General features: G+C 61.3%; 20 protein-coding genes. 19 read left to right on the top strand and 1 reads right to left on the bottom strand.

What is annotated here, in order from left to right; genetic code table 11:
* The first annotated feature begins 316 nt into the window (after nt 1–316).
* The 8 genes from DW112_RS01520 (at nt 317) to rpsJ (ending at nt 13,939) form a co-directional block, all read left to right on the top strand.
* The gene (locus DW112_RS01520; protein ID WP_233503781.1) at nt 317–3,745 is read left to right on the top strand and encodes a DNA-directed RNA polymerase subunit beta; all 3,429 of its coding nucleotides are present in this window, start codon (nt 317–319) and stop codon (nt 3,743–3,745) included.
* 6 nt (nt 3,746–3,751) lie between these two features.
* Nucleotides 3,752–8,230 (top strand): DNA-directed RNA polymerase subunit beta', encoded by a 4,479-nt coding sequence (locus DW112_RS01515; RefSeq protein WP_199585293.1) that lies wholly within the window; start codon nt 3,752–3,754, stop codon nt 8,228–8,230.
* Between the two features lie 201 nt (nt 8,231–8,431).
* Entirely contained in the window at nt 8,432–8,950 is a 519-nt protein-coding gene (locus DW112_RS01510) for an RNA polymerase sigma factor (RefSeq protein WP_233541074.1), read from the top strand.
* Nucleotides 8,901–9,977, top strand: a complete 1,077-nt coding sequence (locus tag DW112_RS01505; RefSeq protein ID WP_118328201.1) for a DUF4179 domain-containing protein — start codon at nt 8,901–8,903, stop codon at nt 9,975–9,977. The genes DW112_RS01510 and DW112_RS01505 overlap by 50 nt, the downstream gene beginning before the upstream one ends.
* Before the next feature lie 549 nt (nt 9,978–10,526).
* Nucleotides 10,527–10,904, top strand: a complete 378-nt coding sequence (rpsL, locus tag DW112_RS01500) for a 30S ribosomal protein S12 (protein ID WP_006235012.1) — start codon at nt 10,527–10,529, stop codon at nt 10,902–10,904.
* Nucleotides 10,905–10,977: 73 nt separating this feature from the next.
* A complete protein-coding gene (gene rpsG, locus DW112_RS01495; RefSeq protein WP_006235013.1) occupies nt 10,978–11,451 on the top strand; it encodes a 30S ribosomal protein S7 in 474 nt (157 codons plus the stop codon).
* A gap of 19 nt (nt 11,452–11,470) precedes the next feature.
* Nucleotides 11,471–13,570 carry an elongation factor G gene (gene fusA, locus DW112_RS01490; RefSeq protein WP_118328200.1) on the top strand — a complete coding sequence of 700 codons (2,100 nt, stop codon included), beginning with the start codon at nt 11,471–11,473 and terminating at the stop codon, nt 13,568–13,570.
* Between the two features lie 60 nt (nt 13,571–13,630).
* Nucleotides 13,631–13,939, top strand: a complete 309-nt coding sequence (rpsJ, locus tag DW112_RS01485; protein ID WP_022094184.1) for a 30S ribosomal protein S10 — start codon at nt 13,631–13,633, stop codon at nt 13,937–13,939.
* A gap of 116 nt (nt 13,940–14,055) precedes the next feature.
* Here rpsJ and DW112_RS01480 read toward each other — a convergent pair whose 3' ends face one another.
* Nucleotides 14,056–14,832 carry a biotin--[acetyl-CoA-carboxylase] ligase gene (locus tag DW112_RS01480; RefSeq protein WP_117635351.1) on the bottom strand — a complete coding sequence of 259 codons (777 nt, stop codon included), beginning with the start codon at nt 14,830–14,832 and terminating at the stop codon, nt 14,056–14,058.
* Nucleotides 14,833–15,006: 174 nt separating this feature from the next.
* Here DW112_RS01480 and DW112_RS01475 point away from each other — a divergent pair, with 174 nt between their 5' ends.
* Genes DW112_RS01475 through DW112_RS01425 form a run of 11 tightly spaced genes read left to right on the top strand, consistent with a single transcriptional unit; the run spans nt 15,007 to nt 25,436 of the window.
* Nucleotides 15,007–15,966 (top strand): 3-oxoacyl-ACP synthase III family protein, encoded by a 960-nt coding sequence (locus DW112_RS01475; protein ID WP_117646091.1) that lies wholly within the window; start codon nt 15,007–15,009, stop codon nt 15,964–15,966.
* A 52-nt stretch (nt 15,967–16,018) separates the two neighbouring features.
* The gene (locus DW112_RS01470; RefSeq protein ID WP_006235019.1) at nt 16,019–16,255 is read left to right on the top strand and encodes an acyl carrier protein; all 237 of its coding nucleotides are present in this window, start codon (nt 16,019–16,021) and stop codon (nt 16,253–16,255) included.
* 2 nt (nt 16,256–16,257) lie between these two features.
* Nucleotides 16,258–17,202: an enoyl-[acyl-carrier-protein] reductase FabK gene (gene fabK, locus DW112_RS01465; RefSeq protein WP_117563768.1), complete on the top strand. Its 945-nt coding sequence runs from the start codon at nt 16,258–16,260 to the stop codon at nt 17,200–17,202.
* Complete coding sequence (locus tag DW112_RS01460) at nt 17,190–18,116, top strand: ACP S-malonyltransferase (RefSeq protein ID WP_118328199.1); 927 nt, start codon at nt 17,190–17,192, stop codon at nt 18,114–18,116. Before fabK ends, DW112_RS01460 begins: the two co-directional genes overlap by 13 nt.
* 30 nt (nt 18,117–18,146) lie before the next feature.
* Nucleotides 18,147–18,920: a 3-oxoacyl-[acyl-carrier-protein] reductase gene (gene fabG, locus DW112_RS01455; protein WP_117862224.1), complete on the top strand. Its 774-nt coding sequence runs from the start codon at nt 18,147–18,149 to the stop codon at nt 18,918–18,920.
* Nucleotides 18,921–18,959: 39 nt separating this feature from the next.
* Nucleotides 18,960–20,207 carry a beta-ketoacyl-ACP synthase II gene (gene fabF / locus DW112_RS01450; RefSeq protein ID WP_117862223.1) on the top strand — a complete coding sequence of 416 codons (1,248 nt, stop codon included), beginning with the start codon at nt 18,960–18,962 and terminating at the stop codon, nt 20,205–20,207.
* A gap of 3 nt (nt 20,208–20,210) precedes the next feature.
* Nucleotides 20,211–20,684, top strand: coding sequence for an acetyl-CoA carboxylase biotin carboxyl carrier protein (gene accB, locus DW112_RS01445; RefSeq protein WP_118328198.1), 474 nt, complete (start codon nt 20,211–20,213; stop codon nt 20,682–20,684).
* A gap of 9 nt (nt 20,685–20,693) precedes the next feature.
* The gene (fabZ, locus tag DW112_RS01440) at nt 20,694–21,116 is read left to right on the top strand and encodes a 3-hydroxyacyl-ACP dehydratase FabZ (RefSeq protein ID WP_118328197.1); all 423 of its coding nucleotides are present in this window, start codon (nt 20,694–20,696) and stop codon (nt 21,114–21,116) included.
* Between the two features lie 10 nt (nt 21,117–21,126).
* Nucleotides 21,127–22,470 (top strand): acetyl/propionyl/methylcrotonyl-CoA carboxylase subunit alpha, encoded by a 1,344-nt coding sequence (locus DW112_RS01435; RefSeq protein ID WP_055250229.1) that lies wholly within the window; start codon nt 21,127–21,129, stop codon nt 22,468–22,470.
* On the top strand, nt 22,463–24,181 hold the full coding sequence (accD, locus tag DW112_RS01430; RefSeq protein ID WP_233545834.1) for an acetyl-CoA carboxylase, carboxyltransferase subunit beta: 1,719 nt from the start codon (nt 22,463–22,465) through the stop codon (nt 24,179–24,181). Before DW112_RS01435 ends, accD begins: the two co-directional genes overlap by 8 nt.
* 40 nt (nt 24,182–24,221) lie before the next feature.
* Nucleotides 24,222–25,436, top strand: coding sequence for a PTS fructose transporter subunit IIB (locus DW112_RS01425; RefSeq protein ID WP_147351825.1), 1,215 nt, complete (start codon nt 24,222–24,224; stop codon nt 25,434–25,436).
* Nucleotides 25,437–25,516 lie beyond the last annotated feature (80 nt).

Below are 25,516 nucleotides of genomic sequence, written 5' to 3'. Positions count from 1 at the left end.
CGGTTCGCGCCCGTTTTTTATAAGAGCTGCGATTGCCGGCTCTCTGTTCACAGAAAATATATGAACAGATGTTCGATACACATGCATCTACCTGCGTGTTTTCTGTCGAAAAACTTTGCTACTCCAAAAACTCAATCGCGTCAAGGCTTTTCTTGCCCAACGGTCGGTACCTGATAAACTATTAGGTTGCGATAACTGGCGAAGCTATGCCTCGCCAACCCACCGAGCATTTCCGTGAAGGAGGAAAAACCTGGTGACCTACGCATACACTGCCACTGAGCGCAAGCGCGTCAGCTTCGGGAAAATCCCGGAGGCCATGGAGCTCCCCAACCTTATCTCTGTTCAAAGGGAATCCTTTGAGCGTTTTAAGGACGAGGGCCTTCGTGAGGCGTTCAAGGAATCCAGCCCCATCCAGAGCCAGAACCATGTTCTCGAGGTTACCTTCGGCGAGCATCAGTTCGGCGACCCCGCGCACACCGTCGAGGAGTGCCGCGAGAAGGATATGACCTATCAGGCTCCGCTTCTGACCGACGTCCGTCTCACCAACAAGGAGACCGGCGAGATCAAGGAGCAGCTCGTCTTCATGGGCGACTTCCCCATGATGACCGATCAGGGTACCTTCATCATCAACGGTACCGAGCGTATCGTCGTCTCGCAGCTCGTCCGCTCCCCGGGCGTGTACTACAGCTCCGAGATGGATTCGGGCAAGCAGATCTACAAGGCCCAGATTATCCCGTCCCGCGGTGCCTGGCTTGAGTTTGAGGTCGACAAGCGCGACCAGCTCATGGTCTCCATCGACCGTAAGCGCAAGCAGAGCGCCACGATGTTCCTGCGCGCCCTTGGCATCGCCGTCACCAACGACGACATCATCGAGCTGCTCGGCAACTCCGATGTGATCAAGCGCACCCTGGAGCGCGACACCGCCCTTACCCGCGAGGATGCTCTCATCGAGATCTACCGTCGTCTGCGCCCGGGCGAGCCTCCCACCGTGGACGCTTCCCGCAGCCTGCTCGAGGGTCTGCTCTTCAACCCGCAGCGCTACGATCTGGCCCGCGTCGGTCGCTACAAGGTCAACAAGAAGCTCAACCTCACCACCGAGGAAGAGGTCACGGTGCTCACCGACGAGGATATCGTCGCGACGCTGCGCTACCTGCTGTCCCTCGCTGCCGGCGAGCAGGGCTTCAAGGTCGACGACATCGACCACTTTGGCAACCGCCGCATCCGCACCGTCGGCGAGCTCGTCGCCAACCAGTTCCGTATCGGCATGAGCCGTATGGAGCGCGTCGTCCGTGAGCGCATGAGCTCCCAGGACATCGACGAGATCACCCCGCAGTCGCTTATCAACATCCGTCCGATCGTGGCCTCCATCAAGGAGTTCTTCGGTTCCTCGCAGCTCTCGCAGTTCATGGACCAGGCGAACCCCCTGACCGGTCTGACCCACAAGCGCCGTCTGTCCGCACTCGGCCCTGGCGGTCTTGCCGGCCACAAGTCGGGCTCCAGCCGCCGCACCAACGTGCCGACGGCCGTCCGCGACGTTCACAACTCGCACTACAGCCGCATGTGCCCGATCGAGACCCCCGAAGGCCCCAACATCGGCCTGATCGGCTCGCTCGCCCTCTACGCCCGCGTCAACGAGTACGGCTTCATCGAGGCCCCGTTCCGTCGCGTCGAGAACGGCGTTGCCACCGACCAGATCGACTGGATGACCGCTGACGAGGAAGAGAAGCACGTCATCGCGCCGGCCAACACGCCGCTCGATCCCAAGACCAACGAGTTCATCACGACCGATGCCGAGGGCAAGATCGTCCGTCCGCACACCGTGATCGCCCGTACCCGCGACTTCGACGGCTCCTTCGGCGCTCCCGCCGACGTGCCTGTCGAGGACGTCGACTACATGGACGTCTCGCCGCGCCAGATGCTCTCCGTCGCAGCCACGCTGATCCCGTTCCTTGAGCACGACGACGCCAAGCGTACGCTGATGGGCGCTAACATGCAGCGTCAGGCCGTGCCGCTGGTTCACCCCGCCGCTCCCTATGTCGGTACCGGCATGGAGCGTCGCGCCGCTCTGGACTCCGGCGAGGTCACCCTGGCCAAGAATGCCGGCGAGGTCATCTTTGCCGACGCCGCCAAGATCATCGTCAAGCATGCCGGCGGCATGGACGAGTATCACCTGGCCAAGTACCAGCGCTCCAACCAGTCCACCTGCATCAACCACCGTCCGCTCGTGCGCGTCGGTGACACCGTTGAGCAGGGCGAGCCTCTGGCTGACGGTCCTTCGACCGATCACGGCGAGCTCGCACTGGGCCAGAACCTCACCGTGGCCTACATGCCGTGGGAAGGCTTTAACTACGAGGACGGTATCGTCGTGTCCGAGCGCCTGGTGGCCGAGGACCTGCTGACGACCATCAACATCACCCGTCACGAGATCGACGCCCGCGACACCAAGCTCGGCCCCGAGGAGATCACCCGCGAGATCCCGAACCTCTCCGAGGACATGCTTGCCAACCTCGACGAGGACGGCATCATCCGCATCGGCGCCGAGGTCGGCCCTGGCGACATCCTGGTCGGTAAGGTCACGCCTAAGGGCGAGAGCGCTCTGACCGCCGAGGAGCGCCTGCTGCGCGCCATCTTCGGTGCCAAGGCCCACGATGTCCGCGACACCTCCCTTAAGATGCCTCACGGCGCTTACGGCCGCGTCATCGACGTCGTCCGCTTTAGCCGCGAGAACGGCGACGACCTGGCCCCCGGCGTCAACGAGCAGGTGCGCGTCTACGTCGCCCAGCGTCGTAAGATCCAGCAGGGCGATAAGATCGCCGGCCGCCACGGCAACAAGGGTGTTATCTGTAACGTTCTGCCGGTCGAGGACATGCCCTACATGGCTGACGGTACCCCGATCGACGTTATCCTCAACCCGCTGGGCGTTCCTTCGCGTATGAACGTCGGCCAGCTGCTCGAGTGCCACCTTGGCTGGGCTGCTGCCTGCGGTTGGGATACCGAGCAGGCCGACTCCGACAAGTACGTCCCCGGTCCGTTCTTCACCGCCACGCCCGTCTTCGACGGCGCCAAGGAGGACGAGATCGCCGAGGTCATCCGTCGCGCCAACAAGAACATGCTCAACAAGGCCACCGCTGCCTTTGGCGATCACATGCGCCCCGAGTTCGTCACCCAGCTTGACGAGCGCGGCAAGACTCGTCTGTTCGACGGCCGCACCGGCGAGGAGTTCCGCGAGCCCATTACCGTGGGTACGTCCTACATCCTCAAGCTCGGCCACATGGTCGACGACAAGATCCACGCCCGTTCGACCGGCCCTTACAGCCTGGTTACCCAGCAGCCTCTGGGCGGCAAGGCCCAGTTCGGCGGCCAGCGCTTCGGCGAGATGGAAGTTTGGGCACTGTACGCATACGGTGCTTCCAACGTCCTGCAGGAGATCCTGACCGTCAAGTCCGACGATACCGTGGGCCGCGTCAAGACCTACGAGTCCATCGTCAAGGGCGAGAACGTTCCTGTCCCGGGTATCCCCGAGTCCTTCAAGGTTCTCGTCAAGGAGATCCGCTCCCTCGCGCTGGACATCGAGCCCATGCACGATGCCGACGAGGACGCCTCCGCCCCTGTGACCGCCGAGGAGACCTCTGCTCTCGACGACCTGGCTGCGCTCGCCGGCGTTGACACCGACGTCGAGGCCGAGGATGCCGAGACCGCCGAGGCACCCGAGGCTGTCGCCGCCACGACCACTGATAAGGAGTAGTTGACTGTGGCAGATTTCGAAGCTACTGATTTTGACTCGGTAAAGATCTCCCTTGCCTCCGCCGACCAGATCCGTTCCTGGTCGCACGGTGAGGTCAAGAAGCCGGAGACCATCAATTACCGTACCCTCAAGCCCGAGAAGGACGGCCTGTTCTGCGAGAAGATCTTCGGTCCCGCCAAGGACTGGGAGTGCTCCTGCGGCAAGTACAAGGGCATCCGCTTTAAGGGCATCGTCTGCGAGCGCTGCGGCGTCGAGGTCACCTCGGCCAAGGTGCGTCGCGACCGCATGGGCCACATCGAGCTCGCCGCTCCCGTGTCCCACATCTGGTACTTCAAGAGCCCCACGAGCTTCCCGATGAGCCGTATGCTCGACATCAAGTCCAAGGACCTCGAGAAGGTTCTGTACTTTGCCAGCTACATCATCACCGAGGTCGACTACGAGGCTCGCGAGGCCGACGCTGACGACCTGCGCGAGGAGCTCGCCGCCGATCTGGAAGAGATCGATGCCGAGTGCGCCCGCCAGATCGAGTCCCTCAAGGAGCAGGGCAACCCCGAGAACTTTGACGAGTTCTCCGACGAGGAGCCGCTGACCCCCGAGGAGATCGCTTCTGGCATCGTCGACATCGAGGAAGAGTGCAAGGACGAGAAGCAGCTCCGCACGGACGCCTTCAACGCCTTCATGAAGCTCACCGAGCGCGACCTCATCTCCGATGAGCCGCTGTTCCGTGAGATGACCCGTTACTACTCCATGTACTTCAAGGGTGGTATGGGTGCCGAGGCCGTCCGCGACCTGCTCGCTGCCATCGACCTCCCCTCTGAGGCCGAGAAGCTCAAGGCCATCATCGCCGACGAGGACTCCCAGAAGCAGAAGCGCGAGAAGGCCGTCAAGCGCCTCGAGGTCGTTGACGCCTTCCTGAAGGGCGGCAACAGCCCCGCGAACATGATCCTGGACGTCATCCCGGTCATTCCGCCCGATCTGCGCCCGATGGTCCAGCTCGACGGCGGCCGCTTCGCCGCGTCCGACCTCAACGATCTGTATCGTCGCGTGATCAACCGTAACAACCGACTCAAGCGCCTGCTCGACCTGGACGCCCCTGCGATCATCGTGAACAACGAGAAGCGCATGCTCCAGGAGTCCGTGGACGCCCTGTTCGACAACGGCCGTCGTGGTCGCCCGGTCTCTGGCCGTGGCGGTCGCCCGCTCAAGTCGCTCGCCGAGGCCCTCAAGGGCAAGCAGGGCCGTTTCCGTCAGAACCTGCTGGGCAAGCGTGTCGACTACTCCGGCCGTTCGGTAATCGTTACCGACCCCAAGCTGCTGCTGCACCAGTGCGGTCTGCCCAAGACCATGGCGCTGGAGCTCTTCAAGCCCTTCGTCATGAAGCGCCTGGTCGAGCTTGGCAAGGTCGAGAACATCAAGGGCGCCAAGCGCGCTATCGACCGCGGTGCCACCTTTGTGTGGGATATCCTCGAAGAGGTCATCGACGGCCGCGTCGTGCTGCTCAACCGCGCACCGACCCTGCACCGTCTGTCCATTCAGGCCTTTGAGCCGGTGCTGGTCGAGGGCAAGGCTATCCACCTGCACCCGCTGGTCTGCTCGCCCTTCAACGCCGACTTCGACGGCGACCAGATGTCTGTCCACGTGCCGCTGTCCAGCCAGGCTCAGGCCGAGGCTCGCGTGCTTATGCTCTCTGCGAACAACCTGCGCTCGCCGGCATCCGGCAAGCCGGTCAACATCCCCTCACAGGACATGATCATCGGTGTGTACTACCTCACCCAGGTCCGCGACGGTCTGCCGGGCGAGAACCACGTGTTCGCCAGCTTCGACGACGCGCTGCACGCCTATGACTGCCGCTCCGAGGTCGACATGCAGGCCAAGATTCAGGTCCGCGTGTCCGCTGCCGACGCCAATGTCATCAACGAGGACGGCACCCGTATCTTCCGCGTCAAGAACGGCAAGAATGAGTTCGTCGACTACGACGTCACCGGCAACAAGACCGCGCGCTTCGAGACCTCCATCGGCCGCATCATCTTCAACCGCCAGTGCCTGCCCGAAGACTACGAGTTCATGAACTACAAGATGGTCAAGGGCGATGTGGCCAAGCTGGTTGCGGACTGCTGCGATCGCTATCCCGAGGCCAAGGTCGGTCCGATCCTCGACGCCATCAAGTACTCCGGCTTCCACTACGCTACCCGCGCCGGCCTCACCATCTCGGTGTGGGACGCTCTCATCCCTGCCGAGAAGCAGGAGCTGCTCGACCGCGCCCAGACCAACGTCGACCAGATCAACGAGTACTTCGAGGAGGGCTTCATCAACGAGACGGAGCGCCACATCGAAGTCGTTAACGAGTGGACCGCTTGTACCGACAAGGTCGCAGCGCTCATGCTCGACTTGTTCGACGAGGAGAACCCGCTCTACATGATGGCCGACTCCGGCGCCCGTGGTTCTAAGACCCAGCTGCGTCAGCTCGGCGGCATGCGTGGCCTGATGGCAGACATGTCCGGCGAGACGATCGACCTTCCCATTAAGGCGAACTTCCGCGAGGGCCTGCTGCCGCTCGAGTACTTCATTTCGACCTACGGCGCCCGTAAGGGCCTGGTCGATACCGCATCCCACACCTCGGACTCTGGTTACCTGACCCGTCGTCTGGTCGACGTGGCCCAGGACGTCATCGTCCGCGAGGAGGACTGCGGTACGCACGAGGGCGTCACCTACAACCTCATCATCCCCGGCACCACCGACCTCAACACCGACCTCGTCGGCCGTTGCTTCATCGAGGACGTCGTGGCTCCCGATGGCACCGTGCTCTTTGAGCAGGACGGCTACATCGAGAAGGTCGCTGACATCCAGAAGATGGTCGATGCCGGCCTTAAGAAGGTCAAGCTTCGCGCACTGCTCACCTGCCGCTCCAAGTACGGCGTGTGCCAGAAGTGCTACGGCTGGGATCTTTCCACCCGTCGTCCGGTCGCCATCGGTACTGCCGTCGGCATTATTGCCGCCCAGTCCATCGGCGAGCCCGGTACGCAGCTTACGATGCGTACCATTCACTCCGGCGGCGTCGCTGGCGTCGACGATATTACGCAGGGTCTGCCTACGGTCAGCCGTATGTTCGATATCGTCGGCAACGTCAACGAGAAGATTCTGGGTCGCGAGGCCGAGCTGGCTCCGTACTCCGGCCACCTCTCGATTAAGCCCGAGAAGTCCGAGTACGTGCTGACGCTCACCGACTCCGAGGACCACACCCGTGTCCTCGACGAGCGTCGCGTCCCCGCTTCGGTGCGCTTTATGCCCGAGATCGAGGACGGCTGCGAGGTTCGCGCCGGTGACCAGATCACCAAGGGCTTCGTCAACTTCCGCAACCTGCGCAAGCTGACCGACATCGAGTCGACGATGCACACCTTCGTCGAGAGCGTTAAGGACGTCTACACCAGCCAGGGCGTCGACCTGAACGACAAGCACATCGAGGTGCTCGCACGTCAGATGCTGCGTCGCGTTCAGATCACCAACCCCGGCGACTCCAAGTACCTGCTTGGTCAGTACGTTGACCGCTACGAGTTCGCCGACGAGGTTGAGCGCGTTGCCCGTCTGGGCGGTCAGGCTCCCGTGGCCGAGCCCGTCATCCTGGGTACGCTCAAGGTCGCGTCCAACATCGACTCCTGGCTGTCGAGCGCTTCGTTCATCCGTACCGCTGGCGTCCTTACCGAGGCTGCCATTGAGGGCAAGGTCGACCACCTGCTCGACCTTAAGTCCAACGTCATCGTCGGTAAGAAGATCCCGGCTGGTACCGGCCTCAAGCCGTACGCCAACGCCAAGCTGACGTATCGTACGGCCGACGGCTACGTGGACATCGACGGCCCGGCTTCGCCCAACGCCAAGTCGCTGCCCGAGTGGGCTCCGGTTGAGCTCAAGGACCTGGACGAGCAGCTCCCGCAGCAGCTCGACTGGGCCGGCTACGACGAGTTCGGCGGTGCTGACGGTTCGTTCACCCGCAACGGCCACACCATCTCCGCCGAGAAGGCTCGCCTGTACCTGTTCGACGACCTGGGCGTGTCACAGCGCTGGACCAACAAGTTCAGCGAGGTCGGCATCGAGACGGTCGGCGACCTGGTCGGCAAGTCCGAGGAGGATCTGCTGCGCATCGATGGTATCGGTGCCAAGGCGATCGAGGAGCTCCGTGACGGCCTGGAGGCCCACGACCTGCTCTACATCCTCGAGAACAACGACGACGTTGCCGACGAGGAAGACCTCTCGCAGCTGCTGCAGATGGTCTTTAGCCCCGACGGTCCGGACGACATCCTGCTGGGCACCTCCGCCACGCCGACGCATCACGCCGACGCCGACGAGGAGCTCCTGGGCGCCCCGATCGACGACAAGAAGGCTCCCGCCAACGGTGCCATCAACGAGGACATGGCTTCCCTCGACGAGCTACTCAACCAGCTCGTAGACACCGACGACGCCGAAGAGGCCAAGGACAACGACGAGGAGTAACTTCCAAGTACGTTAACCGCCCTTCCAAAGACCCGTTTCCCAACAGGGAAGCGGGTCTTTTTTGCTGAAGAAAACCTGCCAAAAAGGGACAGGTTTATTTTGGTAGGTTTTTCCTGCTTGAATTTGAAACATTCCGTTCGGTCAAAGCGTATCTATGGTGAGGGCCTCATCGAGAACCATTAACGTCACCGGGAGGTGATTATGGAAGAACAAGCTTTTAGACAGGCAGTCGAAGATCACCGGGATGTCGTGTTTCGAATCGCATTGACGTATCTGCGCGATCGTGCTGACGCCGATGATGTCGCTCAAGATGTCTTTCTTAAGTTGCTCAAAAGCGATGCGCAATTTGAAAGCTGGGAACATCTTCGTCGATGGCTTATCCGGGTCACGATCAATGAATGCAAATCGCTCTTTCGAAAGCCATGGAGGCGTGTGGAGGATATTGAGAATCTGGCCGATTCGCTTTCGACGGCGCAGGAGGAGACCAAGGCGGTCCTGTCAGACGTTATGCGACTTCCTGAGCGATTCCGTATTCCTATCGTGCTCTATTACTATCTGGGCTTCTCGACTTCAGAAATTGCCGAGTTACTGCATGTGCCAGCCGCGACCGTTCGAACGCGTTTAGCTCGCGGCAGATCGAAGCTCAAGTTCATCCTAGAGGAGGGCGACCGTGAAATCCAACCAGATCAAGCAGGCCTTCGAGTCCGTCCAAGCCGATAGCGATCTTGCTGACCGTGTTCTTTATGCCGCTGCTGGCGAGCCGCTTCGCCGAAAGGGTCACGCGAAGCCTCTGTATGTTGCCGTAATCGGATGTCTTGCCGGAGTGCTGGCGACCGGAGGGGTCGCCTACGCTGTTGTCAATTCCAGTTATTTTGCCTCTGCCTGGGGAAACCATGGCAACGGAGAGTCCGTTACCTGGACTCAAGGTGGCTCGTCGGGGACTAAATATACCTACACCAGAGAGTTTGGTGATGGTATCGCGCCCCAAAGCTTGGAGGGTTCAGTACAGAAGGTCAATCTGTCCGTCGAGGGCAACGGCTATACACTCGACATTCATGATATGGCTATCGACCAAAACGGCTGCGGTGCTGTGACGTTTACGCTGTCCAATCCAAATGGTGTTAACTACTACAAGCCGGCAGCAGAGACAGGCGAACTTGTTCTCTATGGTGAAGAAGAACAAGGCATCGGTACACCCAGCATGAACTTCGGCGAGGAATGGGCTGATACACGCTGCACCATTGATAAGGACACATCAAGCGATACTGTCATTAATGGCACGATGTACTTTGCTTCTATGGATCGCGAGCGAGGTTTTCAACATGCGGTCACCTGGAATATCTCGTGGACCGAGGGCGAAGGAGAGGATGCGAAGCCGTTCGAGGCATCGACACCCGAGTTTAGCGTTGGAGCGTACGTCGATACTAAGGAACTCCGCTCCGATGACACGCCTCTCGAGATCAGCCCGTTTTCCATCCAGACGCACATCGATGATCTGGGCATTGACGCAGTCACGAAGAAGTTGACGGTTACCTACAAGGATGGATCGGAGCAGATTATCGAAGATGACGACGCAGGGGCGTTCAACTTATATTTTTCTTATACGCGCAATAGCGGAGAGAACATCTGGGTGCCAACGAAGTTGATTGATGTCGACCAAGTGGTCTCAGTAACGCTTGAGGGCACACGCTGCACTTCAACAGGGGGCGCCGAAACGTCGGAACCCTTTACCATCGTCTATTCGTAAGATTTGGGGCCGCTTCCTATTAGGGGAGGCGGCCCATTTTGCATTAAATGGACGGTTAGACCGAGCGATATACTTCCGAAAACGCCGATTACCCCATGACAGATGAGAGCAGATCACCGCTCGAGCGCGATGTTTCCCCAGATGAAACCTGCCAAAATAAACCTGTCCCTTTTTGGCAGGTAACGTTGCCCCGACGAGCGCGTCGGATTCCCGGTCCGGGCGGCCCGCTGTTTAAGTTTGTCGCGAGTTCCGCACGCAAAGGAAAGCACTTAATGTGCTTTCCGTCTTGCGCAGGACTGTAGAGCAGCAAACTTAAACAGCGGGCCGCCCGGACCGGGAATCCGCCCTCACGCACAGGAGGGAATTCCTTTTGTGTAGGGTTTGCGGAAATATGGCTATTTAAGGATACGCCCGGCGGCGTGGTCTGTTGACGGCACAGCTAACGCCACGTATCCTATCGAACTGCGTGTTTCGTAGGGGGATGCTGACCCCTCGATTCAAGCCGTTGCACTTTACAGAAAGCTGGAATCATTCGAGAAGGAGTACGCTTTGCCTACTATTAACCAGCTGGTTCGCCAGGGCCGTCGTTCCGTGCCCAAGAAGTCCAAGAACGCTGCTCTGCAGCACAACTCCCAGAAGCGCGGCGTGTGCACCCGCGTCTTCACCACGAGCCCCAAGAAGCCGAACTCGGCTCTTCGTAAGGTTGCCCGTGTTCGCCTTGTCAACGGCATCGAAGTTACTGCTTACATCCCGGGTGAGGGCCACAACCTGCAGGAGCACTCCATCGTGCTCGTCCGCGGCGGTCGTGTCCGTGACCTCCCTGGTGTCCGTTATCACGTCATCCGTGGCGCCTACGACGCTGCTCCGGTCCAGAACCGTATGCAGGCCCGTTCCAAGTACGGTGCTAAGCGCCCCAAGGCCAAATAAGCCAGATAACGTTTTGATACTTTCGCCGTGTGCCGCTTAAGCGCCGCACGGTAGACACTTAAGGAGATTTCACATGCCGCGTCGTGCAGCAGCTAATCGTCGTGAGGTTCAGCCTGACGCCGTTTACAACAACCGCCTGGTGACTCAGCTCATCAACAAGGTCCTTCTTGACGGCAAGAAGGCCACCGCTGAGCGCATCGTTTACACCGCTTTCGAGATCGTTGCCGAGAAGTCCGAGGGTGGCGACGCTCTCGCTACCTTCAAGAAGGCTATGGACAACGTCAAGCCCACGCTCGAGGTTAAGCCCAAGCGTGTCGGTGGCGCTACCTATCAGGTCCCGATGGAGGTCAACTCCCGTCGTTCCACCGCTCTGGGCATCCGCTGGATCGTCAACTTCTCCCGCGCTCGCAAGGAGAAGACCATGGCCGAGCGTCTCGCCAACGAGATCCTCGACGCCTCCAACGGCCTGGGCGCTTCCGTCAAGAAGCGTGAGGACGTCTTCAAGATGGCCGAGGCCAACCGCGCGTTCTCTCACTATCGTTGGTAAGTTAAGGTAAGGAACTAACATGGCTAAGCCTAAGTACAAGCTTTCCGATACCCGTAACATCGGCATCATGGCTCACATCGATGCCGGTAAGACCACCACGACCGAGCGTATTCTTTACTACACCGGTAAGACCCACAAGATCGGTGAGGTCCATGAGGGCGCTGCCACCATGGACTGGATGGTTCAGGAGCAGGAGCGCGGCGTAACCATTACCTCCGCTGCTACCACGTGCTTCTGGAACAAGGACGGTAAGGATTACCGCATCCAGATCATCGACACCCCGGGCCACGTTGACTTCACCGCCGAGGTCGAGCGCTGCCTGCGCGTCCTCGATGGCGCTGTCGCCGTCTTCGACGCCGTTGCCGGCGTTCAGCCCCAGTCTGAGACCGTTTGGCGTCAGGCTTCTACCTTCAACGTCCCCCGCATCGCCTTCATCAACAAGTATGACCGCGTGGGCGCTGACTTCTTCAATGCTATCGAGACCATGAAGGATCGTCTCGACGCCAACGCCGTGGCCGCTCAGGTCCCGATGGGCGCCGAGGACAACTTCTGGGGCGTCATCGACCTCGTCACCATGACTGCTTGGGACTTCAAGGCCGACGAGAAGGGCATGACCTACCCCGAGCCGATGGACGAGATCCCGGCTGAGTTCGCTGACATCGCTGCCACCAAGCGCGAGGAGCTCCTCGACGCTGCTGCCAGCTTTGATGACGAGCTCATGGAGAAGATCCTCATGGAGGGGGACTTCACCGTCGAGGAGCTCAAGGCTGCTCTGCGCAAGGGTGTTCTGGCCAACGAGCTTAACCTCGTCTTCGTGGGCTCCGCCTACAAGAACAAGGGCGTCCAGGAGCTGCTCGACGCTGTCGTCGACTACCTGCCCAGCCCGCTCGACGTTGAGGCCGTCACCGGTACCGATCCGGACACCGGCGAGGAGATCCAGCGTCATCCTTCCTTCGACGAGCCCTTCTCCGGCCTGGTCTTCAAGATCATGACCGACCCGTTCGTCGGTAAGCTCACCTACGTCCGCGTTTACTCCGGCCGCGCTGAGTCCGGCTCCTACGTGGTCAACGCTTCCAACGGTCAGCGCGAGCGCCTCGGCCGCATTCTCGAGATGAACGCCGCCGAGCGTATCGACCGTGACGACGCTGCCGCCGGCGACATCGTCGCTTGCGTCGGCTTCAAGAACTCCACCACCGGTGACACCCTGTGCGCCGAGGGCAAGGAGATCGTCCTCGAGAAGATCGAGTTCGCTAAGCCCGTTATCGACGTTGCCATTGAGCCCAAGACCAAGGCCGAGCAGGACAAGATGTCCCTGGCTCTGACCAAGCTCGCCGAGGAGGACCCGACCTTCCAGGTGTCCACCAACCACGAGACCGGCCAGACCATCATCGCCGGCATGGGCGAGCTGCACCTCGAGATCATCGTCGACCGTCTGCTCCGTGAGTTCAAGGTTGACGCTAACGTTGGTAAGCCCCAGGTTGCCTACCGCGAGACCGCTGGTCACGACGTCGAGAAGGCTGAGGGCAAGTTCGTCCGTCAGTCCGGTGGTCGCGGTCAGTACGGCCACGCCGTCATCAAGCTCGAGAAGATGGAGGAGGGCTTCGGCTACGAGTTCGTCAACGCTATCGTCGGCGGCGTCGTGCCCAAGGAGTACATCCCGTCCATCGACAAGGGCATCCAGGAGGCCCTGAACACCGGTGTTATCGCCGGCTTCCCGGTCCTCGACGTCAAGGTCACCCTGTTCGACGGTTCTTACCACGAGGTCGACTCCTCCGAGGCCGCCTTCAAGATCGCCGGTTCCATGGCTATCAAGGACGCCCTCAAGAAGTCCGACCCGCAGCTGCTCGAGCCGATCATGGCTGTCGAGGTCGAGACCCCCGAGCAGTACATGGGCGACGTTATGGGCAACCTCTCCGGTCGCCGCGGCAAGATCGAGGGCATGGAGGATCGCAAGAACAGCAAGCTCATCCGTGCCAAGGTGCCGCTGGGCGAGATGTTCGGTTACGCTACCGACCTTCGCTCCCAGACCCAGGGCCGTGCATCCTACACGATGCAGTTCGACTCTTATGAGCCCGCGCCCAAGTCCATCGTGGACGAGGTCATGAGCAAGAACGCCTAAGTTCGAGCTCCCTGTTACGTAATCCGCGAGAACATCTCTCGCACTCTTTGGAGGTTTAAGTTGGCTACCCAGAAGATCCGCATTCGCCTCAAGGGCTATGATCACGAGGTCGTCGATCAGTCCGCGAAGCTCATCGTCGAGACCGCTCAGAAGACCGGTGCTCGCGTTTCCGGTCCTGTCCCCCTGCCCACCGAGCGCAACCTGTACACGGTTATCCGCTCGCCGCACGTGAACAAGGACTCCCGTGAGCAGTTCGAGATGCGCACCCACAAGCGCCTCATCGACATCCTCGACCCCACCTCGGGCACCGTTGATTCGCTTATGCGTCTCGACCTCCCCGCTGGCGTCGACATCGACATCAAGCTCTAAGCGATATCGCTCATAGCTTAAAGGGCCCCGCTGCCGTTACGGTAGCGGGGCCCTTTTGTTTTGCATGATGGGTTTGGATCGCCGGGTAAGGCTGCCGAGCGGCTGGCTGTGGCGACCTACTCACTCAAGGGGCGCAATGACGCTTCCTCAAAATGGAAGGATCGCAAGCCGTCTTCTGTTTCGATGCACGCACGACCAAAGCCATCGACCGTTTTAAAGATGCCTCGCGCCAGCTCGTCACCGGCAGGGGAGCGGGCGATAACGTGCTTTCCAATCCAATTGAGGTGAGCGACATATTCGCCGTGGACGGGCGCGAGCGGTCCGGTGTTTTCTTCCATGGCGTTGAGGCGTTCTGCCCAGGCATCTATAGCGTCTATAACTGCGTGATAGACCTCATCGAGGAGCATGTCGACAGCTGGAACGTTCTCGTTAAGGTCCGAGAGACCGATTGCCGGCAGGCCGCCATCGGGCACCTCTTGGGGCGCATAGTTCACATTGACACCAATGCCACAGACGGCGAAAGGTTTGCCTTCGTTATCGCGTGCGGCCTCGACCAGAATGCCGCCGAGTTTGCGTCCACGCGCGACCAGGTCGTTGGGCCATTTGAGGCCAATCTCGTTTGCAAGACCCTGTTTTTCGAGCGCCTCGAGCACCGCTAGGCCGCTGACGGCAGCAAGACCAGAGTACTTCGCAGGATTAACGCATGGACGCAGGACAATCGAAAGCAATAGGTTGCCGGCGGTTGAATCCCACTTGTGGCCGCGCCGGCCGCGTCCTGCTGTCTGAGCCCGGGCGGCAAGTCCTGTTCCGTGCGGCGCTCCCTGTTTTCCTGCTTCGAGCAGGTCATCGTTGGTCGATCCGGTTACGTCGACTATCGTTAATTTGGCATCCATAACGGCTGCTACCTCCTTAATGAATAAGTGAATAACGCAATGGTGTCGAGAGAGACACAATGTGAAGCCTTTGTCGCATTTGGACAATTTAATGTTAACACGTTAACAACGACTGAAATGCGCTATCCTCTCTTGGTCGATGTAAACGCATCAACAACTCAAAGGAGGTTAGTGATGGGTTTCACGATTCTTGGAACAGGCTCGGCGCTTCCCAAGCGCAGTGTTTCCAATGACGAGCTGTCCGAGTTCCTCGATACCTCGGATGAGTGGATTTTTACCCGCACAGGTATTAAGAGTCGCCACGTCTGCACCACCGAGTCACTTGACGACCTTGCCGTAGCGGCGAGCGAGCGGGCACTTCAGGTGTCCGGAATCGACGCGAGCCAGTTGGATCTGATCGTCTGCTCGACGACGACGGGTGACCACCTTGTTCCCGCCGAGGCGTGTGCCGTTGCTGAGCGACTGGGCGCGACGTGCCCTGCCTTCGATGTCTCGGCTGCCTGCGCCGGCTTCGTATTTGCGCTCGATGTTGCCGAGGGCTATATCGCCCGAGGACGAGCCAAGCATGTGCTTGTCGTTGCCGCCGAGCAGATGACGCGCGCGCTCGACTGGACCGACCGCGCCACCTGTGTGCTCTTTGGCGATGGGGCAGGCGCCGCGGTGATTGAGGCTGGGGGAGACAGCCCCCTTGCCGTTGAGCTTTCGACGGCGCCCGACGTCGAGACGTTGTGCGTTCCCGGTCTGGTCGGCACCTCGCCGTTTAAGGCCTCCGCAGATAGCGAGAGCGTGCTGTCCATGAATGGCCGCCGCGTGTTCAAGTTCGGCGTCAACGCGATTTGCGACACGGTCCATAAGCTTGCGAGCGATGCGGGCATTTCGGTCGAGGACATCGACCATTTTGTATTCCATCAGGCTAACGAACGAATCCTGAGTCAGGCGGTCAAGCGCCTCGGTGTGCCAGACAAGCGCGTGGTTCGAACGCTGCGCGAGACCGGCAACATTTCGAGCGCATGCATTCCGCTTGCCCTCGACCGGCTGGCAAACGCCGGTGCACTTCACACGGGCGACACCATCGCCCTCGTTGGATTTGGCGCCGGTCTGGATATAGGTGGCTATCTACTTCGTTGGAAGTAGTCGCACATAGGAAATAAAAACGCCCCTAGGGCACAAACAAAGGAGAACTACCATGGCAGATCAGAAGACCTTCGAGCGCGTTTGCGATGTTATCCGCGAGACCGCCGGTCTTGACGACGTCGAGATGAAGCCCGAGTCCACGCTCGAGGAGATTGGTCTCGACAGTCTGGGCACCGTCGAGATCCTCGTCGCCGTTGAGGACGAGTTTGGCATCCAGCTCGATACCGAGGAGAACCCCAAGACGGTCGGCGAGTTCGCCGATACGGTCGAGGCGGCATTGGAGAAGTAGAGATGCTCAAGACTCCTCTCTGCGATCTGCTCGGCATCGAAAAGCCCGTGTTCCAGGGCGGTATGGCCTGGATCGCCGACGCCTCGCTGGCGTCCGCAGTGTCCGAGGCGGGCGGCTTAGGGATTATCGCGGCCATGAACGCCGACGCCAACTGGCTGCGCGACCAGATTCATGAGCTGCGCGCCAGGACGGATAAGCCCTTTGGCGTCAACGTCATGCTCATGAGCCCGTTTGCCGACGAGGTCGCGCGGGTCGTGATTGACGAGCGGGTGCCGGTCGTCGTGACGGGTGCCGGCAATCCCACCAAGTACATGAAGGCGTGGAACGAGGCGGGCATCAAGGTCATCCCGGTCGTTGCCTCGGTGGCGCTGGCGCGCCTCGTGGCGCGTCGTGGAGCCACTGCCGTGGTTGCCGAGGGTACCGAATCAGGCGGCCATATTGGCGAGACCTCGACGATGGCACTGGTGCCGCAGGTTGTCGATGCGGTCGATATTCCCGTGGTTGCGGCTGGCGGTATCGCCGATGGCCGCGGCGTGGCGGCCGCCTTTATGCTGGGCGCCGCCGGCGTGCAGGTGGGTACGCGCTTTCTGATCGCAGATGAGTGCACCGTATCGGAGCAGTACAAGGAGATGGTCCTGAAGGCCAACGACACCTCGACGCGTGCGACCGGCCGCTCGACGGGACACCCGGTGCGTGCCCTCAAGAGCCCCTTCACCAACGCCTACGCCAAGAGCGAGGCGGCGGGCGTAAGCGTCGAGGAGCTCGGGGCCATGGGCACGGGCGCCCTTCGCAAGGCCGCCAAGGACGGCAATTACGAAGAGGGCTCGTTTTTGTGTGGACAGATTGCCGGCATGGTCAACGAGCGCCAAAGTGCACGTGAAATCGTTGACGACCTGGTCGATGGCGCCGAGCACGTCCTGAAGGGTGCGTGCGCATGGGTGGCGTAGCGTTTCTGTTTGCCGGCCAGGGCGCCCAGCACCCCGCGATGGGCGTCGACCTGATCGAGGCATCGCCGGCCGCCGCCGAGGTGTTCGCCATTGCCGACGAGGTGCGCCCGGGGACCAGTGAGCAGTGCCGAAGCGCCTACAAGGAGGAACTCTCGCAGACCGAGAACACGCAGCCGTGCGTGTTCGTTCACGATCTGGCAGCGGCTGTCGCCCTGCGTGAGCGCGGCGTGGTACCTGCCGCCTGTGCGGGTTTTTCGCTTGGCGAGGTCGCCGCGCTCACCTTTGCGGGGGCGTTCGATACGCGAGCGGGCTTTGAGCTCGTGTGCGAGCGCGCGGCGCTGATGGCCGCGGCTGCCGAGCGCCATCCGGGCGGCATGCGCGCCGTCATCAAGCTCGATGCGGCGCAAGTCGAGAACCTGGCAAAACAGGCCGGCGAGGACTGCTGGCCGGTCAACTACAACAGTCCGCAGCAGACGGTTGTTGCCGGAGCGCCCGAGGCGCTGCAGGAGCTCGACGTCCTAGTAAAAGAGGCTGGCGGCCGCGCTATGAAAGTCGCGGTGTCGGGCGCATTTCATAGCCCCTATATGGCCGAGGCGACCTGTGGCCTTGCTGCATATATCGAGGCCGGTCACGCGCCGTCCCCGCTGCTGATTCCTGTTATGGCAAATATGACAGCGGCGCCCTATCCGGCCGACCCGCAGGCGGCAGCGGAGATGCTGGCCAACCAGGTGAGTCATGCCGTGCGCTGGGTCGACACGCTGCATGCTCTGCAGGATCAAGGCATCGATACGTTTATTGAGGTCGGCCCTGGCAAAACGCTGTCCGGCTTGGTCAAGCGTACGTTGAGCGACGTTCGCGTGTATTCGTGCGAAACGGCAGAACAGGTCGCAGCTATTGCCAACGAGCTCGCATAGCCCATAGGGCTGTAACCCGAAAGGAATGACATGGGCAACTTGAACAACGGCGCGCTCGAGCGCATCGACTCGCGTCGCGTGGCGCTGGTCACGGGCGCCTCGCGCGGTATCGGTCGCGCTTGTGCCGTGGGCCTGGCGGAGGACGGCTTTGATATCGCCGTCATCTATGCCGGCGGCGTCGATGCGGCGCGTGAGACGTGCGAAGCCTGCGAGGCGGCTGGCGCCACGGCGCGCGCATATCAATGTGACGTGGCCGAGCCCGATGCCGTCAACGCGTGCGTGGAGACGGTCCTCAACGACTTTGGCTCCATTTGGGCGCTTGTCAACAACGCCGGCATCACCCGCGATGGCCTGCTCATGCGTATGGGCGACGATGCCTTCGACCGCGTGCTCGATGTCAATCTCAAGGGCACGTTCAACACGACGCGCGCGCTCACCAAGACCTTTATGCGTCAGCGCGGCGGTTGCGTCATCAACATGAGCTCGGTCGTGGGCCTAATGGGCAATGCCGGGCAAGCCAACTACGCTGCCTCCAAGGCGGGCGTGATAGGGCTTACCAAGGCGGTGGCACGCGAGCTTGCGCCCCGCGGCGTGAGGGTTAATGCGGTCGCTCCCGGGTTTGTCGAGACAGATATGACGGCAAAGCTCTCGGAGAAGGTGCGTGCGGCAACCGAGGAACAGATTCCCCTTAAGCGCATGGCACGCCCCGAGGAAGTGGCCGGCGTGGTGCGCTTTTTGGCGAGTGATGCGGCTGCCTACATTACGGGTGAGGTCGTGCGCGTCGACGGCGGAATGGCGATGTAGAAACCAGGGCCGAAGAACGGCTTGGATGAGGAGAGCATGATGGAACAGAGAGTTGTAATCACCGGCATCGGTGCCGTGTCGCCGCTTGGCAACACCGCGCTTGCCACCTGGGCGGCCATGTGTGCCGGGACCTGTGGCATCGGCCCGATTACGCACTTCGATACGGATGCGTTTGCCGTCAAGGTGGCGGCCGAGGTCAAGGGCTTTGACGGCAACGACTACTTTGGCAAGCACGATGCCAAGCACTTAGACCCCTGCGTTCAGTTTGCACTGGCGGCGTCGGACGAGGCCATGCACGATGCGGGCTTTGATGTCGAAGGCGCCATCGATCGCGAGCGCCTGGGCGTCTACGTGGGTTCAGGCGTGGGCGGCATGCAGACGCTTGTCGACAACGTCCATACGATTGCCGACCGTGGGCCCCGCCGCGCATCGCCTTACATGATTGCGATGATGATCCCCAATATGGCTTCGGGCAATATCGCGATCCGCCACAAGGCAAAAGGCCCGACCCTGCCCGTGGTGACCGCGTGCGCGACCTCGGCCCATGCCGTGGGCGAGGCGTTCCGCGCCATCAAGCATGGCTATGCCGATGCGATTCTCGCCGGCGGTGCCGAGGCGGCCATCATCCCCGATGCCGTTGCGGGCTTTACGTCCTGCCGTGCACTCACTACCAATCCCGATCCTGCGACGGCTTGTCGTCCGTTCGATGCGAATCGCGACGGCTTTGTGATGGGCGAGGGCGCCTGCGTGCTCGTGCTCGAGAGCATGGAACATGCGCAGGCGCGCGGTGCGCACATTTATGCCGAGGTCGTGGGCTACGGCAACACCGATGATGCCTATCACATCACGAGCCCCGATCCCGAGGCTGCCGGCATTGCCCGTGCGATATCGCTGGCGGTGGCCGAGGGCGACGTTAAGCCTTCCGAGGGCCTCTACATCAACGCTCACGGCACCTCGACTAAACTCAACGATTCGTCCGAGACGGCGGGCATTAAGCGTGCACTCGGCGAGGACGCGGCACGCGCCGCGCACGTCTCGTCGACCAAGTCGATGACGGGGCACATGATCGGTGCCACGGGGGCCATCGAGGTCATGGCCTGTGCCATGGCGCTCGAGCAGGGCGTGGTGCCCCCGACCATTAACTACCACACGCCCGATCCCGCCTGCGATCTTGATTACACGCCTAATCGTGCGGTTCGCGCCGACCTTACCTGGGCGCTTTCGACCAACCTGGGCTTTGGCGGGCACAACGCCGCCATCGCGCTGCGTAGATATGCAAGGAGCTAGAGCATGGATTCCAAAAGACTTGCCGAGATAGCCGATGTTATGGAGGACCGCGGCCTCACGCGCGTGCGTGTTGAGGAGCCCGATGGCACCGCGGTCGAGCTCGAGCGCGCGAGTGCGGCGCAGCCGGTTGCCGTGCCCATGCCCGTGCCGAGTGCCATGGCCGCTCAAGTTACAGCTCCCACAGTCGCGCCTGCCGCACCGGAACCCGCCGCGCAGACACCTGCCGCCGCGCCGGAGCCTAAGGGCACCGAGGTGACTGCTCCCATGGTCGGCGTTTTCTATGCTGCCCCAGCGCCGGGCGACGAGCCGTTTGTGCACGTGGGCTCCAAGGTCAAGGCCGGCGAGACCCTCTGCATCATCGAGGCCATGAAGGTTCTCAACGAGGTGACGGCCGAGGCGGATGGCGAGGTGCTTGAGATCTGCGTGGCCGACGGCGACCTCGTGGAGTTCGGCAGCTGTCTTATGAGCATCGGATAGGTGATATCCATGAACAAAGAAGAGCTCAAGAAGCTGTTGCCGCATCGCGAGCCGATGCTTTTGCTCGACGAAGCCGAGCTGGTGGGCGACGAGGCCCACGGCAAGATCACGATTACGGGCGACGAGTACTTTTTGCAGGGGCATTTTCCGGGAAACCCGGTCGTCCCCGGCGTGATTCAGTGCGAGATGCTCGCCCAGAACTGCTGCGTGCTGCTGATGGGCGATGAGGAGGCGAGCGGCGCGACGCCGTTCTACACGAGTCTGGACAAGGTGCGCTTTAAGCGTCCGGTGCGCCCGGGCGACACGGTGGATCTGGTGTGCTCCATCACGCGTGCGCGCGGGCCGTTCCGCTTTGCGACGGGTACCGCGAGCGTCAACGGTGAGGTTTGCTGCCGCGCCGATATGTCTTTTGCACTCATGCACGAAAGTTAAGGAAGGCTTCATGTTCGACAAAGTGCTCATCGCCAACCGCGGCGAAGTCGCGGTCCGTGTTATCCGCGCGTGCCGCGATATGGGCATCAAGACCGTCGCCGTTTATTCCACGGCCGATGCGGACGCGCTACACGTGCAGCTTGCCGACGAGGCGTATTGCATCGGCGGCCCGCGTCTTGCCGAGAGCTACCTCAACGACGATGCCGTGCTCACCTGTGCCGTAAAGTCGGGAGCAAAGGCGATCCATCCTGGCTACGGTTTCTTTTCCGAGAAGGCGAGCTTCGTGCGCGACTGCGACAAGTACGGTCTGGCGTTTGTTGGTCCCTCGGCCGAGGTCATCGACAGTATGGGCGACAAGGACGCCGCGCGTCGAACGGCTGCCGCGGCGGGCGTGCCCATCGTGCCGGGCTGCGATTTGCTCAAAAGCCCCGAGGAGGCGACGGCCGAGGCCGAGCGCATCGGCTGCCCCGTGCTCATCAAGGCGCGCGCGGGCGGCGGCGGTCGCGGTATTCGCAAGGTCGAGCGCGTGGAAGATGCGGCAAAGGCCTTTATTGAAGCACGTGCCGAGGGCGAGGCCGTTTTTGGCGACGGCGAGTGCTACATGGAGAAGTTCGTCGCGCCGGCGCATCACGTCGAGGTGCAGATTATGGCCGATAAGCAGGGCCATGTGTTTTCGCTCGGCGAGCGCGAGTGCTCGGTGCAGCGCCGCAACCAAAAGCTGATCGAGGAGAGCCCCGCGCCGTGCCTCGACGGACGCGATGATATTCGCGCGCGCATGCACAAGGCGGCGCGCGACTTGGCTCGTGCCGTCGGTTATGAGGGCGCTGGCACCATCGAGTTTCTGTACTCGGACGACGGCAATTTCTACTTTATGGAAATGAACACGCGCCTGCAGGTTGAGCATCCGGTTACGGAGTTTGTGACCGATACCGACTTGGTCAAGTGGCAGCTGCGCGTGGCAGCCGGCCAGCCTCTGCCCTTTGAGCAGGAGGACATGCCGGTGCGCAACCACGCCATGGAGTGCCGCATCAATGCCGAAACGCCGGACTTTCTGCCGTCATGCGGAACGGTCACCGCGTTGCGTGTGCCGGGTGGTCCGCGCGTGCGCTGGGATTCCGCCATGTTTACCGGAGCGAACGTTCCGCCGTACTACGACTCCATGCTCGGCAAGCTCATCGTGTGCGCGCCCACGCGTGACGGTGCCATTCGCAAGATGCGCTCGGCCCTGGGCGAGCTCGTGATTGAGGGCGTGAGCGAAAATAGCGAGCTTCAGCTCGACGTGCTGGCAAACGACGAGTTTTTGTCGGGCATGTACCACACCGATCTGATGGGGCATCTCTATGCTGATGAATAGAAAAGCGAAGACGGTCAACGTCCTCGAGGGGCCGATAACCGAGTCGTGCGCCGAGTTCCCCGCGCGCCACGTGTTTATCAAGTGTCCGGAGTGCCGCCGCGTGATCGATGAGGCGCGCCTGCACGACAACCTGGAGGTCTGCCCTCGTTGCGGCAAACACTTTCGCGTGAGCGGTCGCGCGCGCATGCGCATGACGGTCGACGCGGGTACCTTTGAGGAATGGGATGCCAATCTGGCGTCGAAGGACTTCCTCTCGTTTCCCGGTTATGCCGACAAGCTTAAGAGCGTGAGCGAGCGTTCGGGCGAGCGCGATGCCGTTGTGTGCGGCAGGGGCAAAATCTGCGGCTGCGATACCGCGCTCTTCTTTATGGATGCCAACTTTATGATGGGCTCAATGGGCTCCGTGGTGGGCGAGAAGATCTGTCGTGTCTTTGAGCGCGCGGCCGAGTTGGGGCTGCCGGTCGTTGGCTTTACCGTATCGGGCGGCGCCCGCATGCAGGAGGGCGTGACCTCGCTCATGCAGATGGCCAAGATTTCTGCGGCGGTTAGGCGCCACAGCGAGGCGGGCGGCCTGTATATCACGGTGCTCACCGATCCCACGACCGGAGGTGTAACCGCGAGCTTTGCCATGGAGGGCGACATTATCCTGGCCGAGCCCGATGCCCTGACGGCATTTGCCGGCCCGCGCGTGATCGAGCAGAACATGCACAAGCGCCTGCCCAAGGGATTCCAGCGCTCAGAGTTTTTGCTGGAGCACGGCTTTTGCGATGCCGTTGTTCCGCGTGGCGAGATTGCGCTCACGGTAGGCGAGCTGCTGGCGCTGCACGAAGGGCACGCGCCCGGCATGGGGGCACCGCATGAGATCGTGCATACGGGTCGCCGCGGCAAAAAGCTTGGGCACTTGTTTAAGCGCACGGCCGCGCCAAAAACCGCGCTCGAGATTGTCAAGCAGACCCGCTCGGCAGATCGTGCCACGGCGGGCGAGATGATCTCGCTGGGCTTGGACGGATTTGTGGAGCTGCATGGCGACCGTTACTTTGGTGACGACGCCGCCGTGGTGGGTGGCATTGGCTGGAAAGACGGACGTCCCGTGACGGTTATCGCCATCGAGCGCGGCACCACGACCAAAGAGCGTATGCGCCGCAACTTTGGCATGGCGCATCCCGAGGGCTACCGCAAAGCGCGTCGCCTTATGCGCCAGGCCGAAAAGTTTGGTCGACCGGTTCTGTGCCTGGTTGATACTTCGGGCGCGTTTTGCGGCATCGGTGCCGAGGAGCGCGGCCAGGGCGAGGCGATTGCCCAGAATCTTATGGAGATGAGCGGCCTTAAGACGCCGATCGTCTCGGTGGTGACAGGCGAGGGCGGCTCTGGTGGCGCGCTGGCGCTGTCCGTGGCCGACCGCATCCTGATGCTCTCGAGCTCGGCCTATTCGGTCGTGAGCCCCGAGGCCTGTGCATCGATCCTGTGGAAGGATACCGAGCGCGCGAATGAGGCCGCCGAGGCGCTTAAGCTCACGGCCCCCGATCTGTTGGCGCTCGGCATCATCGACGGCATTGTTGACGATAGGGGCCTGTCGCATGAGGAGATCGCCGGTGCCGTCATATCCTCGGCATTTGATGCCTTCGATACGCTTGGGCAGCTCGACGACGCGACCCTCACAAACCTCCGCTACGAAAAGTACCGCGCAATCGGTCAGTACCGCACGATGTGACAAAGGGACAGTCCGCATGTCACATTGGGAAAGGCGTTCCATGCCACAAGTTTCTAACACCTCGTTTACAACGACGGTTTCATCAAACGCCATGGCCGTGGTGGACTATCTGTCCAAAAGCATGATGTCGGCTCTGCCGTTTATTGTCTGCGCGGCATTGTTCCGCACCGTCGCCGTCATTATGGGCGAAGGCATGCTGGGCCTGTGGTCTGCCGATTCCGAAATCTATCGCCTGTTCTACAGTTGGCTCTACAACGCCGGCTACTACTTTTTGCCCATTTATCTTGGTTGGGCGGCCGCCCGCCAGCTCGGTTGCTCGGAGCAGCTGGGTATGATGCTGGGCGGCGTATTGATTGCACCCGATCTGCTTAAGCTTGTCGATGCCGCATCGACGGCGGGGGCATCGATGACTTATGTGTATGGTCTGGTTCCCGCGCCGGTCAACGATTACACGACGACTGTTATTCCGGTTCTCATCTCGGTGCCCGTGCTGTGGCGAGTGGAGTGTTTCTTTCAGCGCATTATCCCCAAGGCCATGGCGTTTTCGTTCGTTCCGTTTGCGACCATGCTTGTCATGGTTCCGGTTTCGCTGTGTATCACGGCGCCGGCGGGCAGCTATCTGGGCATGCTGCTGGGCCAGCTTATGTTTATGCTTGGCAATTCCGGTGGCGTCGTGTCGCTGCTCACGCTCATGGGGCTTGCCGCGGGTTGGGAGTTCCTAAAGATCGCGGGCGTCAGCAACGTTGTCCTATCGCTCGCCTATGCGCAGTTTATGAGTGTGGGAACGGATTCGTGCATCCTGATCGCCGCGACGATGGCAACGTTCGCCGTTTGGGGCATGCCCTTTGGCGCGTCGCTCCGCGTTGCGGATAAGGACGAGAAGGCGCTCATGCTGGGCTATTCAATCTCGGGTGTTCTTGGCGGTGTAAGCGAGCCGGCGCTGTACGGTTGCGGCTTTAAATATGGCAGGTGCCTGACGTGCATGGCCATTGGCGGCGCCGTCGGAGGCCTTGTTGCAGCCGTGGGCCACGTTACGGCCTATACCATCGGCATGACGAATGTCCTCATGGTCATTGGCTTTGCCACGGGCGGCATCTCGAACCTGCTGTGGTGCTGTGTTGCCGGCGGTGTGGCATTTGCGGTGTCTGCGGCGCTGAGCTACTGCTTTGGCGTGGTGCCGGCGAAGGGGTGGGCGGCAGAAGACGAAGCCGATTCGTCCGAAACAGTGGCGAGCGCTGCTGAAGTAAGCGCATAAACCTGTGCGACAAAGGACGATTCCTTTGTCATGTTCCAAGGCCGTGGCTCGTGTGGGTTGCGGCCTTTTTGTATCTGGAG

Origin of the sequence: Collinsella sp. AM09-41, from assembly GCF_003473245.1 — a bacterium.
GTDB lineage: Bacteria > Actinomycetota > Coriobacteriia > Coriobacteriales > Coriobacteriaceae > Collinsella.
This window is presented reverse-complemented; position numbering and strand designations above follow the sequence as displayed.